Source organism: Pseudoalteromonas caenipelagi (assembly GCF_013140855.1).
Lineage (GTDB): Bacteria > Pseudomonadota > Gammaproteobacteria > Enterobacterales > Alteromonadaceae > Pseudoalteromonas > Pseudoalteromonas caenipelagi.
This window is the reverse complement of sequence record NZ_JABBPG010000003.1, coordinates 514166-534512: the sequence shown is the minus strand read 5'-3', so window position 1 is coordinate 534512 and position 20347 is coordinate 514166. Positions and strand designations below refer to the sequence as shown.

Below are 20347 nucleotides of genomic sequence, written 5' to 3'. Positions count from 1 at the left end.
TAACAACCCCGCTAAGCCTAAACAGCTTGCGGGGTTTTTTTATTTTATAGGGGAATGAGGTTTGATTTTTAGTCACATAACAACCACACCAGGTGAAGTGACCAGCATACGGCAACGACGAGATTACATCAGTAGTCCCTTGTCATTGTATGCGGCACTAGAAAAAAACAACTCGCTATTGCTTGAGTCTGCTGAAATAGACTCAAAAGATAATGTAAAAAGCATTATTTTAGCTGATGCGGCACTGCGTATAGAATGTGTTGGTAAAGAAGTTACCGTTAAAGCTTTATCTAACAACGGCCAGCAACTGCTTAGCTTTTTACAATCACAGGTACAAAATTGTCATACTAAACTTGAAGATGATACTTTAACGGCGACTTATCAAGGCGTTGAGGAAGATCTTGATGAATTTAGTAAACTCAAAGCAGATAATGCGTTTAGCGCGCTACGTACTTGTATTAACAGTATTAAGCGTAACTCAGATACGCCCTTTTCCGTTTTTCTTGGTGGCGTATTTGCCTATGATATGGTGGCCAACTTTGAACGCTTAGATGAGGTGCCTAATGGCGACAACAGTTGCCCTGACTACGTATTTTATCTCGCTGAAACTTTAGTGCTGATTGATCACCAAACGCAAACTACAGAACTAATTGGTAACGTATTCAACGGCCCTGACGTACACGCAAACTGCTTTGAGGTAGGTAAGCAATTAGAACAACTCAATGCGCGCTGCGATGAACTAGCACCTTTTTTAGCTGCCCCCAATCAAGGCAATGCTGAAGTGCAAGTAAATATCGATGATGCCACTTTTTGTGAGCAAGTTTCGGCGCTTAAGCAAAATATTATTGATGGTGATATTTTCCAAGTTGTGCCGTCGCGCACTTTCTCATTGCCTTGCGCGCAGCCGCTGGCGGCTTATCAGCAACTTAAACAACAAAACCCAAGTCCATACATGTTTTACATGCAGGATCAAGATTTTGTGCTGTTTGGCGCATCTCCAGAATCGGCGCTCAAGTACTGCACGCATAGTAATCAGGTAGAGATATACCCCATAGCAGGCACCCGTCCACGAGGCAAGTTCGCAGATGGTAGAATCAACCCCGACTTAGACTGTCGCATTGAATTAGAGCTTAGAAACGACCAAAAAGAGCGTGCTGAACACCTTATGCTGGTAGATTTGGCACGAAATGACATTGCACGTATCAGTGTTGCAGGCACTCGCCATGCAAAAGAACTGCTAAAAGTGGATCGTTATTCGCAAGTGATGCACTTAGTTTCACGCGTTGTGGGTCAACTAAAACCTGATTTAGACGCCCTGCATGCGTATCAAGCTTGTATGAATATGGGCACTTTAGTCGGCGCTCCCAAAGTGAAAGCTGCGCAGCTTGTTCGCCAAGTAGAAAAGAAGCGACGTGGCAGCTATGGTGGCGCAGTTGGCTACCTGACCGGTGATGGTGCGATGGACTCTTGTATCGTTATTCGCTCTGCCTTTGTTAAGGATGGTACAGCTTATGTGCAAGCTGGGGCAGGTGTCGTGTACGACTCAGTACCACAGGCTGAAGCAGATGAAACTCGAGCAAAAGCACAAGCAGTAATTAAAGCAGTGCAATCGACTTATCAAGGAGCCAAGTGATGACAGCACAAGCAAAAGTCTACTTTTTAGATAATTTTGATTCATTTAGCTACAACTTGGTCGACGAGTTAACACTACTGGGTCTGGATATGGTGGTATATCGTAACCACCTTAGTGCACAGCGCATTTTTGAAAAAATGATACAAGAGCAACAGCCCGTTATTTTGGTGCTCTCTCCTGGCCCTGGAAACCCAGCTCAAGCGGGCTGCCTATTAGAACTTATTGCGCTTTGCAAAGGTCAGTTTCCAATGCTAGGTATCTGCTTGGGCCAACAAGCACTCACCCAAAGCTACGGCGGTACCATTGGCCACGCAGGAGAAACCGTCCACGGTAAAGCATCTATCATTGAGGTTGACGAACATCCAGTATTTGCTGGACTTGGCAAACACATACCCGTTGCACGTTACCACTCATTAATGGCTACTGAGGTTCCTGAATGTCTCGATGTCATCGCTCGATATCAAGATATACCAATGGCAATTTATCATAACGAAGACCGAGTATTGGGCTATCAGTTTCACCCCGAATCAATTTTAACCCCAGATGGTGCTCGCCTATTGCAGCAAAGCATCAACTACTTAACGCGTTAGGAGTTACCATGGACAGTATCAATTCTTTACTCGCACAGCAGTCTCTTGATTTTGCACAAAGCAGCGCCCTATTTAACGACATTATGCTTGGGCAGCTGAACGACATTGAATTAACCGCCGTGCTCGTTGCTTTGAAAATCAAAGGTGAAACAGCACAAGAGATTGCCGGTGCAGCCAATGCAATGCGCAACAATGCGCTGCCTTTTAACACTCAAGGCCTACGTTGCGTAGATAGCTGTGGCACGGGTGGTGATGGCGCCAACACAATTAACGTCAGCACCACTGCTGCCATTGTGGCTGCAGCATGCGGTCTAAATGTGGTCAAACACGGCAACCGTAGCGTATCGAGTAAATCGGGGTCTGCCGATTTACTCGCAGCCCTTGGCATTAACCTAAATATGAGTAGCGACACTGCCAGCCAGTGCTTGGCTCAAACTGGCTTTACATTTTTGTTTGCACCTAATTATCATCAAGGTACAAAGCATGCAATGCCTGTGCGCACCACTTTAAAAACACGCACAATCTTTAATATTCTTGGTCCACTTGCAAACCCAGCAGCACCTCAGACACAACTGTTAGGCGTATATGACCCACAGCTATGCACACCAATGGCTGAAACATTAAAAGCACTAGGTACTGAACGTGCCATGGTGGTTCATGGTGCTGGAACCGATGAAATTGCCTTACATGGTGAAACCTTAGTAACTGAGCTTAATCACGGCGAGCTGACACATTACACGCTCAGCGCGCAAGACTTTGGTCTTGAAAACTATTCGCTTGCCGACATAGCAGGAGATACGCCAGAGTATAATGCCCAAGCCAGTATTAATATTTTAAAAGGCCAAGGTAATTCCGCTCATAACGCAGCAATAGCAGCCAATGTTGCAGCATTACTAGTGATGGAACAAAAGGCAGACAGCTTTAAAGCTGCCACGCAGCTCGTACTTGAAATGCTAAGTGCAGGCATTGCCTATGAAAAACTAGCACAGATCGTAGAGGTAAGTAATCATGGCTAATGTGCTCGACAAAATTGTCGCCGATAAGCAAATAGAACTACAAAAACGCAAAGCAAGTTTTCCGCTGGTGTCGTTCAAAGATAAAGTACAACCTACAACCCGTGACTTTTATAGGGCGCTGGCAAAAACAGGCACACAATTTATTTTAGAGTGTAAAAAGGCCTCACCGTCAAAAGGGTTGATCCGAGCACATTTTGACTTAGATGAAATCACCAGCGTTTACAAGCACTATGCCAGCTGTATCAGCGTACTGACTGATGAAAAATACTTTCAAGGCAGCTTTGAGTATTTAAGTTATGTGCGACAGAAAGTCGAACAGCCACTGATCTGTAAAGACTTTTTTATCGACGAATACCAAGTTTACTTAGCGCGCCTTAACGGCGGTGATGCTATTTTACTGATGCTATCTGTCCTTGATGATCAGCAATACACTGTTTTAGCTGATATCGCGAAGTCGCTAAACATGGCTGTTCTCACTGAAGTGAGCAATGAATCTGAAGTTGAGCGAGCACTGCAACTGGATGCGCAAATTATTGGTATTAACAATCGTAACCTAAGAGACTTAAGCACTGATTTAGCCACAACCGAGCGACTTCGCAAGTTAATTCCTGATGATAAAGTAGTTATCTCCGAATCAGGCATTTATACCCATCAAGATGTGAAGCGACTTGCACCTTTATGTAGTGGCTTTTTAGTGGGTAGTTCGCTCATGGCTGAGCATAACTTAGACACTGCTTGTCGCAAGCTAATTCTTGGCGAAAACAAAGTCTGCGGACTTACCCGCTGCCAAGATGCACAAGCGGCTTACCAAGCCGGTGCCCTTTATGGCGGGTTGATTTTTTATCCCAAATCACTGCGCTATGTAGACTTAGACTGCGCTAAAGCCATAGTAGATAGCGCACCACTTAGCTATGTTGGCGTATTCGTTAACGCTGATGAAGAGCAAGTGGCAGAGTATGCGCAAACGCTGAAACTAAGCGCCGTACAATTACACGGCCAAGAAAATGAAGCTTACATTGCGAGTTTGAGAAATCGACTGCCAGTTAACTGCCAGATCTGGAAAGCTCAGGGCGTCAACGATACCCTCCCACTTCCAGTCAAAGGAGTTGATAAACACCTATACGACACCAAAACCGATGCTGGCTTTGGTGGCACTGGTCAGTCATTTAACTGGCAATTATTGTCTGAGCAAGTTGCCAATAACTTTATTCTTGCAGGCGGGCTTAACCCCGATAACGTAGCAGCCGCGGCAAGACTGGGTGCGCAAGGATTAGATTTAAATTCAGGGGTTGAACTTAGCCCCGGTAAAAAGTGTTATGAAAAAATTCAGCACGCTTTTGCAAACATTAGAAATTATTGAGGTGGAAATGAACAATGCAGCATATTTTGGTGACTTTGGGGGCATGTTTGTCCCCGAGTTACTAGTCCCTGCGCTCAAACAACTTGAGCAAGAGTTTAACAAAGCGCAAAAAGACCCTGAGTTTTTACAAGAGTTCCAAAAGCTATTAAACGAGTACGCTGGCCGACCTACGCCTTTAACTTTAACGCGTAACTTAGTAAAAAACCCTAAGGTAAAGCTATACCTAAAGCGCGAAGACTTATTGCACGGCGGTGCACACAAAACCAACCAAGTATTAGGTCAAGCGTTGCTAACTAAACGTATGGGCAAAAGCGAAGTAATTGCAGAAACCGGTGCCGGTCAGCATGGTGTTGCTACCGCGTTGGCGTGTGCGTTATTGGGCTTGAAGTGCCGCGTTTATATGGGTGCAAAAGATGTTGAACGCCAACAACCCAATGTATTTAGAATGCGTTTGATGGGGGCGGAAGTTATTCCTGTCACAGCGGGTTCTGGCACGCTAAAAGATGCGGTTAACGAGGCCATGCGCGATTGGTCAGCGAACTACAAAACGGCGCACTATCTACTGGGCACCGCTGCAGGTCCTCATCCATTCCCAACGGTTGTGCGTGAGTTCCAAAAAATGATTGGCGAAGAAGCTAAACAACAAGTATTAGAAGCCGAGGGACGCCTTCCTGATGTCGTTATGGCATGTGTTGGTGGTGGTTCAAATGCCATTGGTATGTTTAGTGATTTTATAGATGAGCCAAGTGTTAAGCTCGTTGGTATTGAGCCCGCTGGTAAAGGCTTGGACACCGAAGAGCATGGTGCAGCATTATGTAAGGGAAGCAAAGGCATATTGCACGGCGCTTATACCTACATAATGCAAAATAGCGATGGACAAATTGAAGAGTCTTACTCGGTGTCAGCAGGTCTGGATTACCCTGCTGTTGGGCCACAACACGCTTTTTTACACGAAAGTGGTCGCGCACAATATGTTGCCATTACCGACACTGAAGCGCTTAATGCGTTTCAATCTTTAGCCAAGCATGAAGGTATTATTCCAGCACTTGAGTCGAGCCATGCCCTTGCGTATGCGCTCAAGTATGCAGAACAACAAAGTAATGAGACCATTATTGTGGTTAACCTAAGTGGTCGTGGCGACAAAGACCTAACCCATGTACATCAAGTTTTAAATGAGCGAGGAGAACTTTAATGAGCCGCTATGCCCAAACATTTAACGCCTTGGCCGAGCAGGACCAAGGGGCGTTTGTGCCATTTGTTACTATTGGCGATCCAAATAAAGCGCTGAGCTTAGACATTATTAAAAGCTTGATTGACGGTGGTGCCGATGCGTTGGAGCTGGGTATTCCTTTTTCAGACCCCATTGCAGATGGTCCTGTTATCCAAGCAGCCAATATCCGTGCTCTTGAGCAACATATTAATACGCAGGACTGTTTTGATATTATTAAACAAGTACGCCAGTACAACAATGACATTCCAATCGGCCTATTATTGTACTCTAACCTAATTTTTGCCAAAGGCATTGATACGTTTTATCAGCAAGCTAAAGAAGCAGGTGTAGACTCTATTTTGGTTGCCGATGTACCGCTGCACGAATCAAAACTGTTTCGCCGTGCTGCGCAAAATGCAGGAATTGAGCCTATTTTTATTGCAACTCCTAATGCTGGTGATGACACCCTAAGAGAATGTGCAAGCTATGGCCGAGGCTATACTTATTTACTCTCTAGAGCCGGTGTAACAGGCACCGAAACAACTGCTCAGATGCCTGCTGACTCGATGATCACCAAACTTAAAGAGTATCATGCTGCACCCGCTCTGCTTGGATTTGGTATATCCACCGCTGAGCACGTTAAAGCGGCACTAAACTCAGGAGCTGCAGGTGCTATCAGTGGCTCTGCCGTCGTTAAAATCATTGAGCAGCACTTGGATAATCCTAGCGCTATGCTCAGCGAGCTCCAACAGTTTGTTAGCACAATGAAAGCAGCGACACGAAGTTAATCACTTTCTTACGCTAGGGCGTCTTTGAGCGCCTTAGCGGCTTTAAACTGCACCTTATTCGCCCCTTCAATTAAGATAGTTTCGCCAGTTTTCGGATTGCGCCCAGCTTTTGCTGGATGATAACTCAACGCAAAGGTACCTAAGCCAGCTATCGGCATCTGGTCCCCTTCGGCTAAACGCTTTTTTATAACGGCTAACAATGCATCTAATGCAGCTTTTGTGTCTTTTTTCGTTAATGCGCTGTGTGTTGACATCGCCGTTATCAATTCAGATTTGTTCATACCACTCTCATTCTGGATTGCTTAATAGTGCAGCAAGCATAGCTGCACAAATATAAAAGCCGCTGAGGCTAAGGGCTAAGACGCACAAAGTCAATCTTGAACTTCGCCAAGGAACTTGGTAAAACGAGCCATTATAATTAAAAAGGTGAGCTTAATGGCCACATTGCTTGAATACCTTCCTCTGATCTTATTTTTCGCCGTCTACAAATTGGTAGATATCTACTGGGCTACCGGTGTTTTAATCGCCTCTTCAATTATCCAGCTCGCGTACCATTATTTTCACAGCGGTAAAATCGCCACAAGGCACTGGGTATTTTTTGCCATCGCCCTTGTTTTGGGTGGAATGACCATTTTATTCCAAGATGAGCACTTTATTATGTGGAAAGCCACTGTGATATATGCCCTATTATCACTGTCTCTATTGGTTTCACGCTACTTTTTTAACAAGAACCTAGTAGAGACTGCCTTGTTAGGCCTGCTCAAATCAGTCAACGAAAAAGAGCAAGGTAAAAACGCAGAACTCGACATTTCGTTACCTAAGTCTGTATGCGAGCAGCTCAATATTATGTGGATGCTGTTATTGGCTTTTATCTCTGTACTTAACTTGTATGTTGCTTATAACTTTTCGCTGGATACTTGGGTCAACTTTAAAGTGTTTGGATTAATGGGGATAACCTTTGGGGCAATTTTAGTCACCATGGCTAGGATTTATAAGTACCTTCCCGATGACAACTAAATTGCGCCCGATAAAGAGCGTAATGAGTTAGGGCCACAATGTCTAAATAATGTCACTTTCAAGGGCATTTTTACTGCTATAGTTTTTGTAAACTAAGTAAAAAAGGCATGCCCTTGAACGCAAGTCAATACCGCTGGTGTGAACTACTTTTAATCTTTTTTTGTTTGCCAACCTTGGCTTACATTTTTCGTGATCATCTCGCTAACTGGCTTTTTCCTGCATTAATTACGTTGATGATCATATGCAGTTTCCTACTGCTTAGCGACCCTCATTTTAAACGCTTTCGACTCACCAGTTTGGGCGAGTTTTCAACAATTAAACGCCGACTATTTACCACATTCTTTATCGGTGCTTTGTTCTCTGCGATGCTTTACGGTTTGTTTAATCAGGAAAATTGGTTTGCACTGCCCCTGAAGTCCACCACACAATGGCTGTATTTACTCATTGCTTACCCAGTCCTCTCTGTATTGCCTCAAGAGCTTATTTTTAGGAGTTATTTTTTTCACAGATACAAACGTATACTGCCGAAAAAAAACACTCGGATCGTTCTCAGTGCAGCAGTGTTCGCATTAGCACATTGCGTTTACGATAACTGGGTGGCAATCGCTTTGTCTTTTGCTGGCGGCCTACTGTTTTCTTATACCTATGCGCATAGCCGTTCATTAATGGTGTGTGTGCTCGAGCACAGCTTGTGGGGGTTATGGATATTTACCTTAGGTATGGGTCAATATCTAGATTCTGGGATGACTTTTTAGCAAAACGCCGAGGCTAAGCTCGGCGTTGCTGTTATTTGACTAAGTTTTGCTTAGAAGCCGAATATACTAAACGCAAAGAACTTCGTCGCAACAGTATTGATAAAGATAACCAACAACACCACTGGAATAAAAGTAGATAGCGAAAAGTTCACGTACTTCTCACCAAAGCTGCCTTTATACTTGTCGCAACCTTGTTCAAGCTCCGCATTTAAGTTGGATTTTTTCCAGCGATAAATAACGAATAGACACACCATTAAACCGTTCAATGGCAAAATAGTGTCATAAAACACGTCATAAACTAAATCAAACAGACTCTTGTCTGCACCACCATAGCTCACAAACTTAGTGAGCCAATCAACCATACCAAACGACATAGTACATAGTACAGTCAACAAGCCCGTTGTCGCAGCTAAGATCAGCAGCGCTTTTTTACGGCTAATACACTTTTCTTCCATCAATGCAGCTGTTGGAACTTCCACAATTGAAACCAAAGAGGTGATTGCTGCAAAAAACACTAATAAGAAGAAAATAAACGCGACGATAGATGCGCCTAAATAACCAATATCAGTTTGTAGCGCCAATAATATCTTGGGTAAAAACTCAAAAATCATCGACACTGATGACTCAGATAACTCATCAGTATTGGTTGCAGGGTTAAAACTAAATATCGCTGGTAGCACCATAAGACCTGCGATAAAAGCTACCAAAGAGTCAGTGAGCGCCACCATCTTTGCGCCACCTACGATATCATCATTTTTTGATATATAAGAGGCATAGGTCATTAAAATACCCATCCCCAGTGACAGTGAAAAGAACGCCTGTGATAACGCGCCATTGAGTACACTTGCATCCATTTTAGAAAAGTCAGGCACAATATAATAACGCACCCCAGCCATAGCGTTATCCAACGTCAGCACATACACAACCAAGCCAATCAGTAGTACGAATAATGAAGGCATTAAAAACTTAGCTGCTTTTTCAATACCCTCTTTTACGCCGCCAACTAAAATCAAGTTAACAATCACGCCAACCAGCAACATGTACCAAAACACACTACTTTGATTTATAAATTGTCCAAAGTGATTCGGGTTTGCTAAAGCATCTAGGTTACCCATTGCAGTTTGTGCCAGATAACCAAAGATCCAGACGGTAATAACCATATAGAATACAGCTATCATAAATGGCGTCAGAACGGATAAAGCACCAGCAATAGACCAACGCTTATCACCACCAGAAAGCGCCTTGTATGCTCCATAAGGATCTTTTTGTGCCTTTCTGCCCATTGCCATTTCTGCCATCATTACTGGTAAACAAATAAATGCAACGAATAAGGCATACACTATTAAAAAAGCACCACCACCATTTTTTGTAGCTGATACAGGAAAACCGACCAAGTTACCTATACCAACCGCTGAACCAGCAGCGGCAAGTATAAAACCCAGTCGAGAGCTAAAATGCTCACGATTTGCACTCATGTGGAAAACCTTATTATTATTTTTTATAAATATCCGAGCGACTCTACCAGCCTTGCCGTGAGCTTTTCAAGTCTTTAAGGACAAAGCAGACAACAAATCACCGTGAGGATTTACAATACAGAGCAAAGCAGACTAATATAGGCAATTATTTTGTATTAAAATTTGAACTCTTTTATGCTTTACATGATTTATTCTACAGATGTAGAAAACTCTTTGGAAAAACGCCTAGCAACACGCCCTGCACACCTTGCACGCTTAACCGAATTAAAAGAACAAAATCGTTTGTTTGCAGCAGGTCCATTGCCAGCCATTGATAGCGAAGAGCCAGGCCAAGCAGGATTTACAGGCTCTCTCGTTATTGCTGAATTTGCATCTGTTGAACAAGCTCAAGCATGGGCTGATGCTGATCCCTATATCGAAGCGGGTGTATATGCTAGCAGCATTGTTAAGCCCTATAAAAAGGTACTCCCTTAAATTCAGTTTTGGTTAATTACCCCTGTCGTAGGATTTGCACAAGATGTTAAGCAATCCAACCGTGGAGCTTAGTAAAATGCGATTGTCAGTTTGTTTTCTAATTTTTGTCTGCCTGAGCTGTACCCAAACCGTGAATGCAACCGAAGCAAATAAGAATATAGATAAAAAACAAGCCATTGAACTAGCGTTAGCTCAGTATCAAGGGCGAACACTTAAGATCACTGAACAAAGTGACAGTTTCGTAGTCAGAATTTTACAAACCGACGGCCGCGTTATTGACATTCATGTCGATAAAAAAACCGGAGCTGTTACAAAGGATTAAAAATGCGAATTTTAGTAATCGAAGACGATATTCAACTTGCCGAAAACCTACGCAGTGCATTAGAAAAAGAAAGATACAGCATTGATCTATGCCACGATGGTGAGTCCGGATTATTTCATATAACTGAATACCCTTTAGATATGGCAGTGATCGATTTAGGTCTACCAAAGTTAGACGGTATAGAGCTAATTCGCCGAGCACGTGCCGCTGGCGTTAAGATCCCAATCTTAATCTTAACTGCCCGCGACCGCTGGCAAGACAAAGTTGAAGGTTTAGATGCGGGTGCCGACGATTACCTAACTAAGCCATTTCATGTAGAAGAGCTGATCGCGCGCTGTAACGCACTTATTCGCCGAAGTGCTGGCCAAGCCAATCCAGAAATTAGCATTGGGCCAATTAAGATTCATACCCGCTCGCAACAGGTTTGGGTAAACGAGCAAGAATTATCATTGACTGCGTACGAATATAAAGTCCTTGAATATATGATGGTTAATCCCCAAAAAGTGATTTCTAAATCGGAGCTCACTGAGCATATCTACGACCAAGATTTTGATTTAGACTCAAATGTTATTGAAGTATTTGTCTTAAGGCTGCGCAAAAAGCTTGACCCAGATGGTAGTTTAAACCCTGTTGAAACGTTACGTGGTAGAGGATACAGGTTTAAAACCCAGTGGTAAAAGCAGCCGAAATTTCCCTAAAAATAAGACAAGGATTTATCCTTGTCTTTGTGCTTATCGTCGCACTTCCCGCTTTATTCTTCGCTATTGGCCGTGCTTATAATGCTTCCTTGGTGGAGGCGACCGAAAAAACACTAGAGGCACACCTATATTCTCTGATCTCTGAAGTTGAGTTTGTAGAAGATGGTTTAGACATGCCCCGCACAATTCTCGCGCCTGAACTAAATCGTATTAACTCAGATACTTTTGCACTTATTTATCAAGGCCAAGATTTAGTCTGGTACTCAGAATCGGCAGTGAATCTATCTATTTCGCCAATATTTGACGACAGTCAAGCTGGAGCAGCTGAATTTAAATTAGTAGATTATGGCGCAGGACAATTCTGGCAATTAAGTTTAACTGTTATTTTGGGCAATGCCGACTACTCTCAGCAGGCACGCTTTATATTACTAAAAGACAACAAAGCGCTGGTAAAATTGATGTCCGGTTTTAGGAAAACACTCATCAGCTGGGCTTTGGTTATGGGCATTATTATTGCTGTATTAATGGCCATTGGCTTTATTTGGAGTGCACGTCCACTGCAAAGGCTGGATAAAGAAATAAAAGCTGTTGAAGCTGGCAAAGTCGATAAAATCACAGGTGACTACCCAAAAGAGTTACTTACGATAAAGTCTGACCTAAACTTACTACTCGATTCACAGCGACGTCAAAAGGAGCGCTACCGCGCCTCTTTAAGTGACTTAGCACATGCCCTTAAAACGCCTCTTGCGGTATTAAAATCTAGCGAATTGGCCAAAGATCTCGATGCGCAAGAGCAGCTAGATAGAATTAATGCCATGATCGAGCACCAATTAAAAAGAGCAGCCACAGGGGCTTCTGATACTTGGAAAAAGCAAACAAGAGTAAAACCAATACTCGACTCGATTTTAAATGCCATGAAAAAGGTCTATCATGAAAAGGAGGTAGTTTTTACTTCGCTGTGCGATGACAAGGTTGCTTTTTTAGGCGACAAAACCGACTTGATGGAAATTTTAGGCAATATTATCGACAACGCATGTAAAGCGTGTGATACGCGCGTAGACATTAATGTGCATTTTGATAAAAATAAAACGCTCCAGCTTGAGATAGAAGACGATGGTCCTGGGGTACCTGAGCATCAACGTTCGGAATTGCTTAAAAGAGGCAGCCGTTTGGATACGTACGAAGCAGGTCACGGCGTCGGGATGGCGATTGTGTCAGACTTAGTTAACTCTTACCACGGTAATATAGAGATAGGAAGCTCTAAATTTGCAGGTGCCAGGTTTTTAATTGAATTCAATTATGACAAAAATTAGTGTTTCGTTTGTTTGCTTAGTGCCGTTAGCCGCCATTGCAAACTCATCAGAGATCACCCTTTCTGACTGCTCATCTGTTGAGAGTTATCATCCTGTCGAGTCAAAAGTGTATATAAAGTGTTTGGATAGCAACATCGATATGCTACGCAGGCATCAACAAAGCTGGATCAACAAACTTTTACACGATATCGGGCTGGTACAAGAGCAAACGGGCAATACACAATTAATGCCTATAATTAAAAGAAGCATCGTTTATCATGAGCAGTACGCTGAAGATACCTGCAAATGGCGATACTTGTACACATTACCTAACTCTATCAAAGCGTCAGTAGCTCACAAAAAATGTACTATGAGGTTACTTCGCAAGCACATTGAAGACTTGCAGCACCCTTACTAAGTCTGATTATTCGTCACAACTGCCTAGCATGGTCGCTAACCAGCGACCATCTTCACTGTTTTCTAACGCTATCTTTACCACCATTGTCAGAGGAACAGACAACAACATACCAACCGTGCCCAGTAGCCATCCCCAAAATATCAAAGACAGAAACACCACCAACGCTGATAACCCCAATCCTCTGCCCATGTACTTGGGTTCAACAATATTGCCCATTACGGTATTGATAGTGACGTATCCTATGGCAACAATCCCCGCTATCAATGGACCTTGCGTGAGAAGCGCTAATAGTACTGCAGGAATGGCCGCTATAATCGAACCGATATTAGGAATATAGTTAAGTAAAAAAGCGACAACGCCCCATAAGATAAAATAGTCAATGTCCAACAACCACAAGAGTAGCGAAGCACACAAACCTGTACCAAGTGAGACCATAGTTTTAATCGCTAAATAAGAGTTGATGGACTCTAAAAATCTGTCAATTTGTTTAATCTTCATTTCAGGGTCATCAAGCGCAAGATGTACTTTATTCGTAATAGTGGGTGCTTCAAACAACATAAACACCACTGTAAGAATAATTAAAAATACGTTGGCCATAACACCGCCAAACCCGGTGAGCATGGAAGATGCCATATCAATCATTTTTCCAGGGTCAAACAGCGAAATAATTTGCTGTTTATCAATTAAAATATTGTGCTGTGCAGCAGTATCAACAAGCCACAAAAACTTACTTTGCAACTGTTCTCTATAGCTGGGCAGTTGCTGTGAAAAGTCATTAACGGATTGTCCCACTAGCCCAGCAATACTCGTACCCACTCCTAGCACGAGAAAAATCACGATAATAATGGCAATTCCTTTAGGAATATGAAAACGGGCAAAGAACTTCAATAACGGATTACAAATTATCGCTATAAATGCAGCCAGAATGAAAGGCACAATTATATCACTGGCAAGTTTCACTCCAGCTAAAACAATAACCAATGAAGCTAACACAACAAGGCTCTTATTTAGTCCTGATAATGACGACACATTATTTCCCTTATGATTTTTTTACTGAGTTTAAAGCAATACCATGGAAAATAAAACGCTATGATCTTTATTCAGTATTTTCCGTATATTACCTACACTTAACAGATAAACTTTAATTGGCTGAGTATGTTGGTATGAATATTTTGGTGACTGGTGCAACGGGGCTAATTGGCGATAAGCTATGTCGATTTCTATACAACAAGCACCAAGTATATGTATTAACTCGCAACGTACCTAAAGCGCAGGGACAATTTAAAAACCGGGTAACCTGTGTAGATACCCTAGAGGATGTTGACTTCAATGATCTTGACGCTGTTATCAATTTAGCTGGGGAGCCCATTGCGGACAGCCGCTGGACCGAAAAGCAAAAAATGCAAATACGCGATAGCCGTCTTGATATCACCGCAAAAATTGTAGAAAAAATAGCTCAGGCGAAAAATCCACCGCACACTTTCATCTCGGGCAGTGCCGTAGGCTATTATGGTCGACAAGATAATGACACACTCATTGATGAAAGCTGCCAACACCCATATCAAGAGTTTAGTCACACTTTATGCAAACAGTGGGAAGAGCTTGCTATGAGTGCACAAAGCTCTAACACTCGGGTGTGTATTTTGCGAACAGGTATTGTGCTAAGTCAACACGGCGGCGCACTGGGTAAAATGTTGCTACCTTTTAAGCTCGGTTTAGGCGGTAAGCTTGCAAGTGGTCAACAAATGATGTCTTGGATACATATCGATGACATGACTCATATCATTTTGTATTTACTCAAACACCATGAGTTGAGTGGAGTATTCAATGCGACCGCGCCGAATCCAGTGAGTAATTATGATTTTACCAAAGCATTATGCCGTGCGCTTAACAGACCAATGTTGTTTCCAATGCCTGAAAATATTTTAAAAATGTTATTTGGAGAAATGGCTGATTTACTTATTTATGGCCAAGCTGTTTTGCCAAAGCGCTTGCAACGTGCAGGTTACCATTTTCGGTATAACAATATAAATGAAGCTTTGAAAAGCCTATTAGTTAGAAACAACGAGTAGGCTTAATCAGTATCTAAAGTATCACCGTATTGGTAAAAATAATCACGGTCAATATAAGGCAAATGACTATTAATAAGATACTCAACCATCGCCCATAATGCATACCTTGCCAAGATAAGCGCCAAACTTGCTTGCTCTGTACGGGAACGTCTCGGTGCTGCCTAACAAGCTTTAAACCATACATGTAAGTACCGGTAACAGCCAACGCACTTAAAACGCAGCCGAAAATAAAGTAAACAACTTTACTCGAAATCCCGTAAAAGGTGCCAAAATGTAATGGATCTGCCGCCTCTGAAATACGCACATGCAAGGATTGCTGTTGCGCAAAACGTCGTGATACGTAGTCTCCATTTAAGGGGTTAAAAATCACATTATTAGCACGGTCTCTCACAAGTAATGTATCATTTTGTCCTTGAAAAATAAGCGTATTCCACCTTTTTGACGGCATAATAATCGCCTTAATTTGCATATCGTGGTAATCCTTGACTCGCTCTAAAGCCTTGTCAAAAACAACCTGACTGGGCATAACAGGCGCTTGCTGAGCTGTTAATATTTGATCCTGTTGCGCTGGGAAATCAGCGTCTAACCCCCAAAGTTCTGCCAAATACCAAATGCCCGTTATGCATACAACGAGTAACAACCAACTAGACCACAAACCAAACAGTCGGTGACAGTCATTCCAAAAAACTTTGCGGTTTTGCGTGCGCGGCTTTCTAAAAAAGTTCTTCCACCACTTAGGGAACATAAAAAAGCCAGAAACGAGTGAGACGAACATCAGTAAACCCATAACACAAACAATCGATGTTCCATAGATGGTTGGCATCATGAGGTGCCGATGAGCCATCCTAAAAAACCGCTGCCAATTATACCAACGCCCATCCCCTTGATACTGCCCAGTAATAGGATGGTAATATTCTCTGTGCCTTATCCCCTGCTCATTTTGGGTGATCACTTCGACTGCAAACCAATTATTTATGGGTGAGTGAATGCTTTGAATTGTATATGTGCCCTGCCTTTGTCTGGCTTGTTTATAAACCGCAGACCAATTCACTTGAGATGAGTCAACAGCGGGTAAAACACGTTTGCTCGGGTTAGCTAGCCAATCTATTTCATGGGAAATAACGGCTAACGTACCGGTGATCAAGATAAAGCAAATTAAAATCGAGAGCTTAATCCCCGCAAAACTATGCCATTTGTACCAGGTTTTTTTATCCATAATTTACAATGCTAAGTAATTAAAACACGAAAGGCCCCACGTTAGTGAGGCCTACAAAAACAAATACTTATGCGTTAAAGCGCGTAGCTGACCTGCAGCACAACACTTCTTGGTTCACCAGGGAAGTGCCCGTTGCGCTTATTAAAGCCGCTCGTTGCGTATTCTTTGTCAAAGATATTTTTTAAATTAAGCTGAATTTCAAAGTTATCAATTTGAGTCTGCCAGCTTGCATCCCAAGTGACATATGAACGCACCGTTTGACCACTTAAACTTACGCGCTCATCCACATAATCAAAGCCAATAGAAACAGATGAATTTATGTTAGGTAACGCATAGCGTGTCCACATACCTAAAGTGTGATCCGGTGCATTAACAAACTCACTACCTACAGTGTTTCTAATATCATCAGGGTTACCACCTGTCACTGTGGCATCGTTGTAAGCGTAGTTAATTGTACCTGTCCAGTTTTCTGTGATATCACCTATCACGTCAATTTCAATCCCTTTACTGGTTACTTCACCAATTTGTAACTGTTCTGGTAAGCCACTACCCTCAACGTAATTAGGGTTACTCACTGTCACATCGTTTTTAATAATATGATAAGCAGCAAACGTGGTTGTTAAACAACCATCCAGCCACACGTTTTTGATACCAAGTTCATGCTGCAAGCTCAGCTCAGGAGTCAAAGTCACTGTGGAGTCTTCTGGTGTATTTTGTGGCGTAAAGCCTTCTGAGCGGTTTACAAAAATCGACATCTCTTCGTTTGGCTGATAAATAGCGCCTACACGAGGGCTAATGTTGCTATCTTGCTCTTGGCCTTGATCTTCAAAGCGGTCGTAACGTAAACCTGCAATTGCTAACCACTGTGGATTAATACGTACTTGATCTTGTACATAAACACCCAATCGAGTGCTCTGTGTTTCCTGTGTAGGTCGGTCAAATAGTCGGTATTTACTCGAATCAGCAGTATACTGCGGATTAACCATGTCCAACGTTGATACGTGGATCTCTGGGTTTAACATCTCTCTAGGATCTGCATACTCAGCGGTTAAGGTTCTATTCAAGTCGCTAATTTTACTACTAAAAGTCTCATCAATTGAGGTGTAGTCAGAACCAAACAAGACTGTATGCTCTATCTGTGCAAAAGTGCCTTCATACACAAAATCAGTGGTTATGCTCCACTCATCACTTGCACGCGCTTGGTCACGGAACTGGCGCGTCATGGCTGTATCCTGTGTAGGCATTCCCAACATGTCTAATACTGGCAAGTATTGGGCCTTTTGCGAATCAGATAAATCACCTACCAAGCCTAAATTTTCATGATATTGCTGATTACGCTTATTGTTAAAGGCACGTATTACAGTGGTATTAGTCAAATTATCAGCAATGTCTATATTGGCGGTAAACTGGAAAACGTCGGCTTTTAAGTCTTGAAAATCTGATTTTTCGTTGGCGCTATAACTGATGTCTGTTAAAAAGTGCCCATCATCACTGACTGGCACGCCGCGCAGGCGGTGTCCGTCTAGCTGCTGGTCAATGTGATCATATTGGAAGATAAGCTCTGTTGCATCGGTTGCATACCAAGTTAACCCAGCTGATAACAAAGAGTTAGCTTCTACGGCATTATTACGAAAGCTATCTTTGTTTTGATGAAAAGCACCCAAACGATATGCAACTTTGTCATCAACCAAGATACCTGTCGTTTCTACATGTCCACCTAGTAAGTCATCACTGCCAGTGAACAATGTAAATTCTGTTGTTTGCTCAAACTTTGGCTTCTTTGTTACATAGTTAAGTAGTCCACCCGGTTGGCCTGCACCATAAAGCATACCCGTTGGACCCTTTAGCACTTCAACACGCTCAACATTAAATAACTGTGGAATCGAAAAGCCAGAATACGGATCACCTTGTACGCCGTCGTAACGTACTTGATCTTGTCTGAAGCCACGGGCTGTTACGCCTGAATAACTAAACTGGGTTACACCTGAAATAGAACGATATAAATCTGTTGTTTGGCGCGCGGCTTGGTCTTGAATTAATTGCTTACTTAACACCTGTACAGATTGCGGTAGATCCATATAATCCGTGGGTGTTTTCGTGGCCATCGTTGCTTGCTCAACAAAGTAAAACTGTGCAGCACGCCCCTTCACCGTAATGACTTCAATATCATTCTCTTGAGACGTTTGGGCAACAGATAAGGCCGGTGACAACGCCGAAGCGACAGCCATAACAATAAACGATTTTTTAAACAAAGCAGTTGTATAAGATTGTTTCACAAAGCACTCCTAATGCGGCCAAAGTGACAATAAAAATATGTACTAATACTGAATTACCAATCAGTCCTTGCTTGGCTTATGCTTAAGAGAAAACCAACAAGGGAACGCTTTTGGTAATGATATATATTCGTATTTATTATTTAGTTTTACGCATGTTAATGAAAACAATTTTCATTTGCAAACAATTTTAGATGAACTTTGCTGCTATTAATTTATTCATAACTGTGCCGTGATTTATCAATAATCGGTCTGTCATAAAACATAGGGATTGTTCTTGTGCTTATTATTCACTTTCTTAAAATTAGGGCCTGTTGATCTTTGTTGTTTAATTTTTGCTCCTTTGAGTGTGCTTTGGTCGCGACACTCGACTTGCCGCCTAGCAATCCAAGCAAAAGTTTCGCAACAATGAACAAGGCGCACTCTGTTGAGCCCAAAGGGCTGTAAAAACAAACTTGAATATAAACAGACCCTAAACTCATGGGCGCTTGCATAAACTACCCGTAACAAAAGCATATTGTTTAAATCAACGCCCTACAGTCTTTAACAAGCGACAAACTAGAGAACCCAATCAACCTTAAAATAAATGGTAATTATTATCATTTAGATTGTTGATCTGTTTTTTCTTTCGCTTTATCATGCGTAACTTCTATCTCGCTGGTGTTGCTTTAATAGCCTACAGCGCTTTGTCATAGTTTCTTTTGAGGGAATACGTCATGCCAATTAACCCTTTGACTTTCAAGTCAATTTCTATAGATCATCATTTTCATCCAACAGGTTTACCTGTACTAGTTCAACCGATAAATAGTCCTGATTGGCGAGCGTGTATCGACGACATAAAGCAGCTTGTTGAACAGCAATTACATGTTCAAGGAGGGCTATTGTTCAGGGGGTTTGCTATTAAAGGAGCTGAAGAGTTCAATGCCTTCGCGCGTGCATTTGGGCATGACCTATTAAATTATGATTATGCTTCAACACCACGTAATGAAGTGTCCAGTGGTGTTTATACCTCTACGGAGTATCCTGCCCATCAAGTGATCCCTTTACATAATGAACAAGCATACACCTTAAGTTGGCCACTCAAAATTTGGTTTCATTGCGAGGTAGCCCCTGAGCAAAATGGCGAAACACCTATCGCAGATAGCCGACTTGTATACAAAAAAATTGACCCCGCTATACGCGAGCGCTTTGTAGAGCATGGATTGTTATATATTCGCAATTACGGTAACGGCTTAGACTTGTCGTGGCAGCAAGCTTTTGGCACATCAGACAAAGCACAAGTTGAGGCATTTTGCACTCAACACCATATTGAGTGTATTTGGAAAGAAGATGGCGAGCTGCAAACCAAGCAAGTGTGCCAAGCAGTATCAACACATCCGGTCACTCATGAGCAAGTTTGGTTTAACCAAGCCCACCTATTTCATATTTCCAACCTAGATGAGCATATTAGAGACACGCTTATCTCGATTGTAGGCGAAGAAAACCTACCAAGAAACGTGTATTACGGCGACGGCAGCCCTATCAAAGACCAAGACCTTCAACATATTCGAGAGGTACTCGAGCAGTGCCAAGTGAGCTTTGCATGGCAGCAAGGCGACATCATGATGCTCGATAACATGCTTGCTGCACATGGCCGCAGTACGTTTAGCGGCGCTAGAAAAGTCATTGTCGCTATGGCGCAAGGCTATAGCGAACAACCCTAAATCAGCTTTCGTACCTTAAAAACCTAATTACAACC

The 20347-nt window shown here is 42.5% G+C and carries 20 protein-coding genes; 15 read left to right on the top strand and 5 right to left on the bottom strand.

Features of this window, described 5'->3' with window-relative positions; all coding sequences use genetic code 11:
* Positions 1–61 precede the first annotated feature (61 nt).
* Genes HG263_RS10670 through trpA form a run of 6 tightly spaced genes read left to right on the top strand, consistent with a single transcriptional unit; the run spans position 62 to position 6597 of the window.
* Positions 62–1633, top strand: coding sequence for an anthranilate synthase component 1 (locus HG263_RS10670; RefSeq protein ID WP_171626057.1), 1572 nt, complete (start codon positions 62–64; stop codon positions 1631–1633).
* Positions 1633–2223, top strand: a complete 591-nt coding sequence (locus HG263_RS10665) for an aminodeoxychorismate/anthranilate synthase component II (RefSeq protein ID WP_171626056.1) — start codon at positions 1633–1635, stop codon at positions 2221–2223. Before HG263_RS10670 ends, HG263_RS10665 begins: the two co-directional genes overlap by 1 nt.
* 8 nt (positions 2224–2231) lie before the next feature.
* Positions 2232–3239: an anthranilate phosphoribosyltransferase gene (trpD, locus tag HG263_RS10660; RefSeq protein WP_171626055.1), complete on the top strand. Its 1008-nt coding sequence runs from the start codon at positions 2232–2234 to the stop codon at positions 3237–3239.
* Positions 3232–4599 (top strand): bifunctional indole-3-glycerol-phosphate synthase TrpC/phosphoribosylanthranilate isomerase TrpF, encoded by a 1368-nt coding sequence (gene trpCF / locus HG263_RS10655; RefSeq protein WP_171626054.1) that lies wholly within the window; start codon positions 3232–3234, stop codon positions 4597–4599. Before trpD ends, trpCF begins: the two co-directional genes overlap by 8 nt.
* A 7-nt stretch (positions 4600–4606) precedes the next feature.
* Positions 4607–5791: a tryptophan synthase subunit beta gene (trpB, locus tag HG263_RS10650; RefSeq protein ID WP_171626110.1), complete on the top strand. Its 1185-nt coding sequence runs from the start codon at positions 4607–4609 to the stop codon at positions 5789–5791.
* Positions 5791–6597, top strand: coding sequence for a tryptophan synthase subunit alpha (gene trpA / locus HG263_RS10645; protein WP_171626053.1), 807 nt, complete (start codon positions 5791–5793; stop codon positions 6595–6597). The genes trpB and trpA overlap by 1 nt, the downstream gene beginning before the upstream one ends.
* Before the next feature lie 8 nt (positions 6598–6605).
* On the opposite strand, the gene HG263_RS10640 is transcribed toward trpA, so the two are convergent.
* The gene (locus HG263_RS10640; RefSeq protein ID WP_343043984.1) at positions 6606–6896 is read right to left on the bottom strand and encodes an HU family DNA-binding protein; all 291 of its coding nucleotides are present in this window, start codon (positions 6894–6896) and stop codon (positions 6606–6608) included.
* Between the two features lie 136 nt (positions 6897–7032).
* Between HG263_RS10640 and HG263_RS10635 the strand changes: the two genes are divergently transcribed.
* Positions 7033–7614, top strand: a complete 582-nt coding sequence (locus HG263_RS10635) for an inner membrane-spanning protein YciB (RefSeq protein WP_171626051.1) — start codon at positions 7033–7035, stop codon at positions 7612–7614.
* Positions 7615–7727: 113 nt separating this feature from the next.
* Positions 7728–8369, top strand: coding sequence for a CPBP family intramembrane glutamic endopeptidase (locus HG263_RS10630; protein ID WP_171626109.1), 642 nt, complete (start codon positions 7728–7730; stop codon positions 8367–8369).
* A gap of 50 nt (positions 8370–8419) precedes the next feature.
* Here the strand turns inward: HG263_RS10630 and HG263_RS10625 are convergent, their stop codons facing one another.
* Entirely contained in the window at positions 8420–9844 is a 1425-nt protein-coding gene (locus HG263_RS10625; protein ID WP_171626050.1) for a sodium-dependent transporter, read from the bottom strand.
* Between the two features lie 174 nt (positions 9845–10018).
* Here HG263_RS10625 and HG263_RS10620 point away from each other — a divergent pair, with 174 nt between their 5' ends.
* The 5 genes from HG263_RS10620 (at position 10019) to HG263_RS10600 (ending at position 13048) form a co-directional block, all read left to right on the top strand.
* The gene (locus HG263_RS10620) at positions 10019–10318 is read left to right on the top strand and encodes a YciI family protein (RefSeq protein WP_171626049.1); all 300 of its coding nucleotides are present in this window, start codon (positions 10019–10021) and stop codon (positions 10316–10318) included.
* A 76-nt stretch (positions 10319–10394) separates the two neighbouring features.
* Positions 10395–10640 carry a PepSY domain-containing protein gene (locus tag HG263_RS10615; protein ID WP_171626048.1) on the top strand — a complete coding sequence of 82 codons (246 nt, stop codon included), beginning with the start codon at positions 10395–10397 and terminating at the stop codon, positions 10638–10640.
* A gap of 2 nt (positions 10641–10642) precedes the next feature.
* Complete coding sequence (locus HG263_RS10610; protein WP_171626047.1) at positions 10643–11317, top strand: response regulator transcription factor; 675 nt, start codon at positions 10643–10645, stop codon at positions 11315–11317.
* Positions 11311–12651 (top strand): ATP-binding protein, encoded by a 1341-nt coding sequence (locus HG263_RS10605; protein WP_171626046.1) that lies wholly within the window; start codon positions 11311–11313, stop codon positions 12649–12651. The genes HG263_RS10610 and HG263_RS10605 overlap by 7 nt, the downstream gene beginning before the upstream one ends.
* On the top strand, positions 12638–13048 hold the full coding sequence (locus HG263_RS10600; RefSeq protein ID WP_171626045.1) for a hypothetical protein: 411 nt from the start codon (positions 12638–12640) through the stop codon (positions 13046–13048). Before HG263_RS10605 ends, HG263_RS10600 begins: the two co-directional genes overlap by 14 nt.
* A 6-nt stretch (positions 13049–13054) precedes the next feature.
* Here HG263_RS10600 and HG263_RS10595 read toward each other — a convergent pair whose 3' ends face one another.
* Positions 13055–14077: an AI-2E family transporter gene (locus HG263_RS10595; RefSeq protein ID WP_171626044.1), complete on the bottom strand. Its 1023-nt coding sequence runs from the start codon at positions 14075–14077 to the stop codon at positions 13055–13057.
* A gap of 134 nt (positions 14078–14211) precedes the next feature.
* Between HG263_RS10595 and HG263_RS10590 the strand changes: the two genes are divergently transcribed.
* The gene (locus tag HG263_RS10590) at positions 14212–15120 is read left to right on the top strand and encodes a TIGR01777 family oxidoreductase (protein ID WP_171626043.1); all 909 of its coding nucleotides are present in this window, start codon (positions 14212–14214) and stop codon (positions 15118–15120) included.
* A gap of 13 nt (positions 15121–15133) precedes the next feature.
* On the opposite strand, the gene HG263_RS10585 is transcribed toward HG263_RS10590, so the two are convergent.
* Positions 15134–16336 carry a PepSY-associated TM helix domain-containing protein gene (locus HG263_RS10585; RefSeq protein ID WP_171626042.1) on the bottom strand — a complete coding sequence of 401 codons (1203 nt, stop codon included), beginning with the start codon at positions 16334–16336 and terminating at the stop codon, positions 15134–15136.
* A gap of 74 nt (positions 16337–16410) precedes the next feature.
* Positions 16411–18612: a TonB-dependent siderophore receptor gene (locus HG263_RS10580; RefSeq protein WP_343043982.1), complete on the bottom strand. Its 2202-nt coding sequence runs from the start codon at positions 18610–18612 to the stop codon at positions 16411–16413.
* A 713-nt stretch (positions 18613–19325) separates the two neighbouring features.
* Between HG263_RS10580 and HG263_RS10575 the strand changes: the two genes are divergently transcribed.
* A complete protein-coding gene (locus tag HG263_RS10575) occupies positions 19326–20312 on the top strand; it encodes a TauD/TfdA family dioxygenase (RefSeq protein WP_171626041.1) in 987 nt (328 codons plus the stop codon).
* Positions 20313–20347 lie beyond the last annotated feature (35 nt).

Excerpts from the sequence above, each read along its gene's own strand:
- HG263_RS10665 (WP_171626056.1), top strand. The coding sequence starts at position 1,633 with ATGACAGCACAAGCAAAAGTCTACTTTTTAGATAATTTTGATTCATTT.
- trpD (WP_171626055.1), top strand. The coding sequence starts at position 2,232 with ATGGACAGTATCAATTCTTTACTCGCACAGCAGTCTCTTGATTTTGCA.
- trpCF (WP_171626054.1), top strand. The coding sequence starts at position 3,232 with ATGGCTAATGTGCTCGACAAAATTGTCGCCGATAAGCAAATAGAACTA.
- trpB (WP_171626110.1), top strand. The coding sequence starts at position 4,607 with ATGAACAATGCAGCATATTTTGGTGACTTTGGGGGCATGTTTGTCCCC.
- trpA (WP_171626053.1), top strand. The coding sequence starts at position 5,791 with ATGAGCCGCTATGCCCAAACATTTAACGCCTTGGCCGAGCAGGACCAA.
- HG263_RS10635 (WP_171626051.1), top strand. The coding sequence starts at position 7,033 with ATGGCCACATTGCTTGAATACCTTCCTCTGATCTTATTTTTCGCCGTC.
- HG263_RS10625 (WP_171626050.1), bottom strand. The coding sequence starts at position 9,844 with ATGAGTGCAAATCGTGAGCATTTTAGCTCTCGACTGGGTTTTATACTT.
- HG263_RS10620 (WP_171626049.1), top strand. The coding sequence starts at position 10,019 with ATGCTTTACATGATTTATTCTACAGATGTAGAAAACTCTTTGGAAAAA.
- HG263_RS10615 (WP_171626048.1), top strand. The coding sequence starts at position 10,395 with ATGCGATTGTCAGTTTGTTTTCTAATTTTTGTCTGCCTGAGCTGTACC.
- HG263_RS10610 (WP_171626047.1), top strand. The coding sequence starts at position 10,643 with ATGCGAATTTTAGTAATCGAAGACGATATTCAACTTGCCGAAAACCTA.
- HG263_RS10600 (WP_171626045.1), top strand. The coding sequence starts at position 12,638 with ATGACAAAAATTAGTGTTTCGTTTGTTTGCTTAGTGCCGTTAGCCGCC.
- HG263_RS10590 (WP_171626043.1), top strand. The coding sequence starts at position 14,212 with ATGAATATTTTGGTGACTGGTGCAACGGGGCTAATTGGCGATAAGCTA.
- HG263_RS10585 (WP_171626042.1), bottom strand. The coding sequence starts at position 16,336 with ATGGATAAAAAAACCTGGTACAAATGGCATAGTTTTGCGGGGATTAAG.
- HG263_RS10575 (WP_171626041.1), top strand. The coding sequence starts at position 19,326 with ATGCCAATTAACCCTTTGACTTTCAAGTCAATTTCTATAGATCATCAT.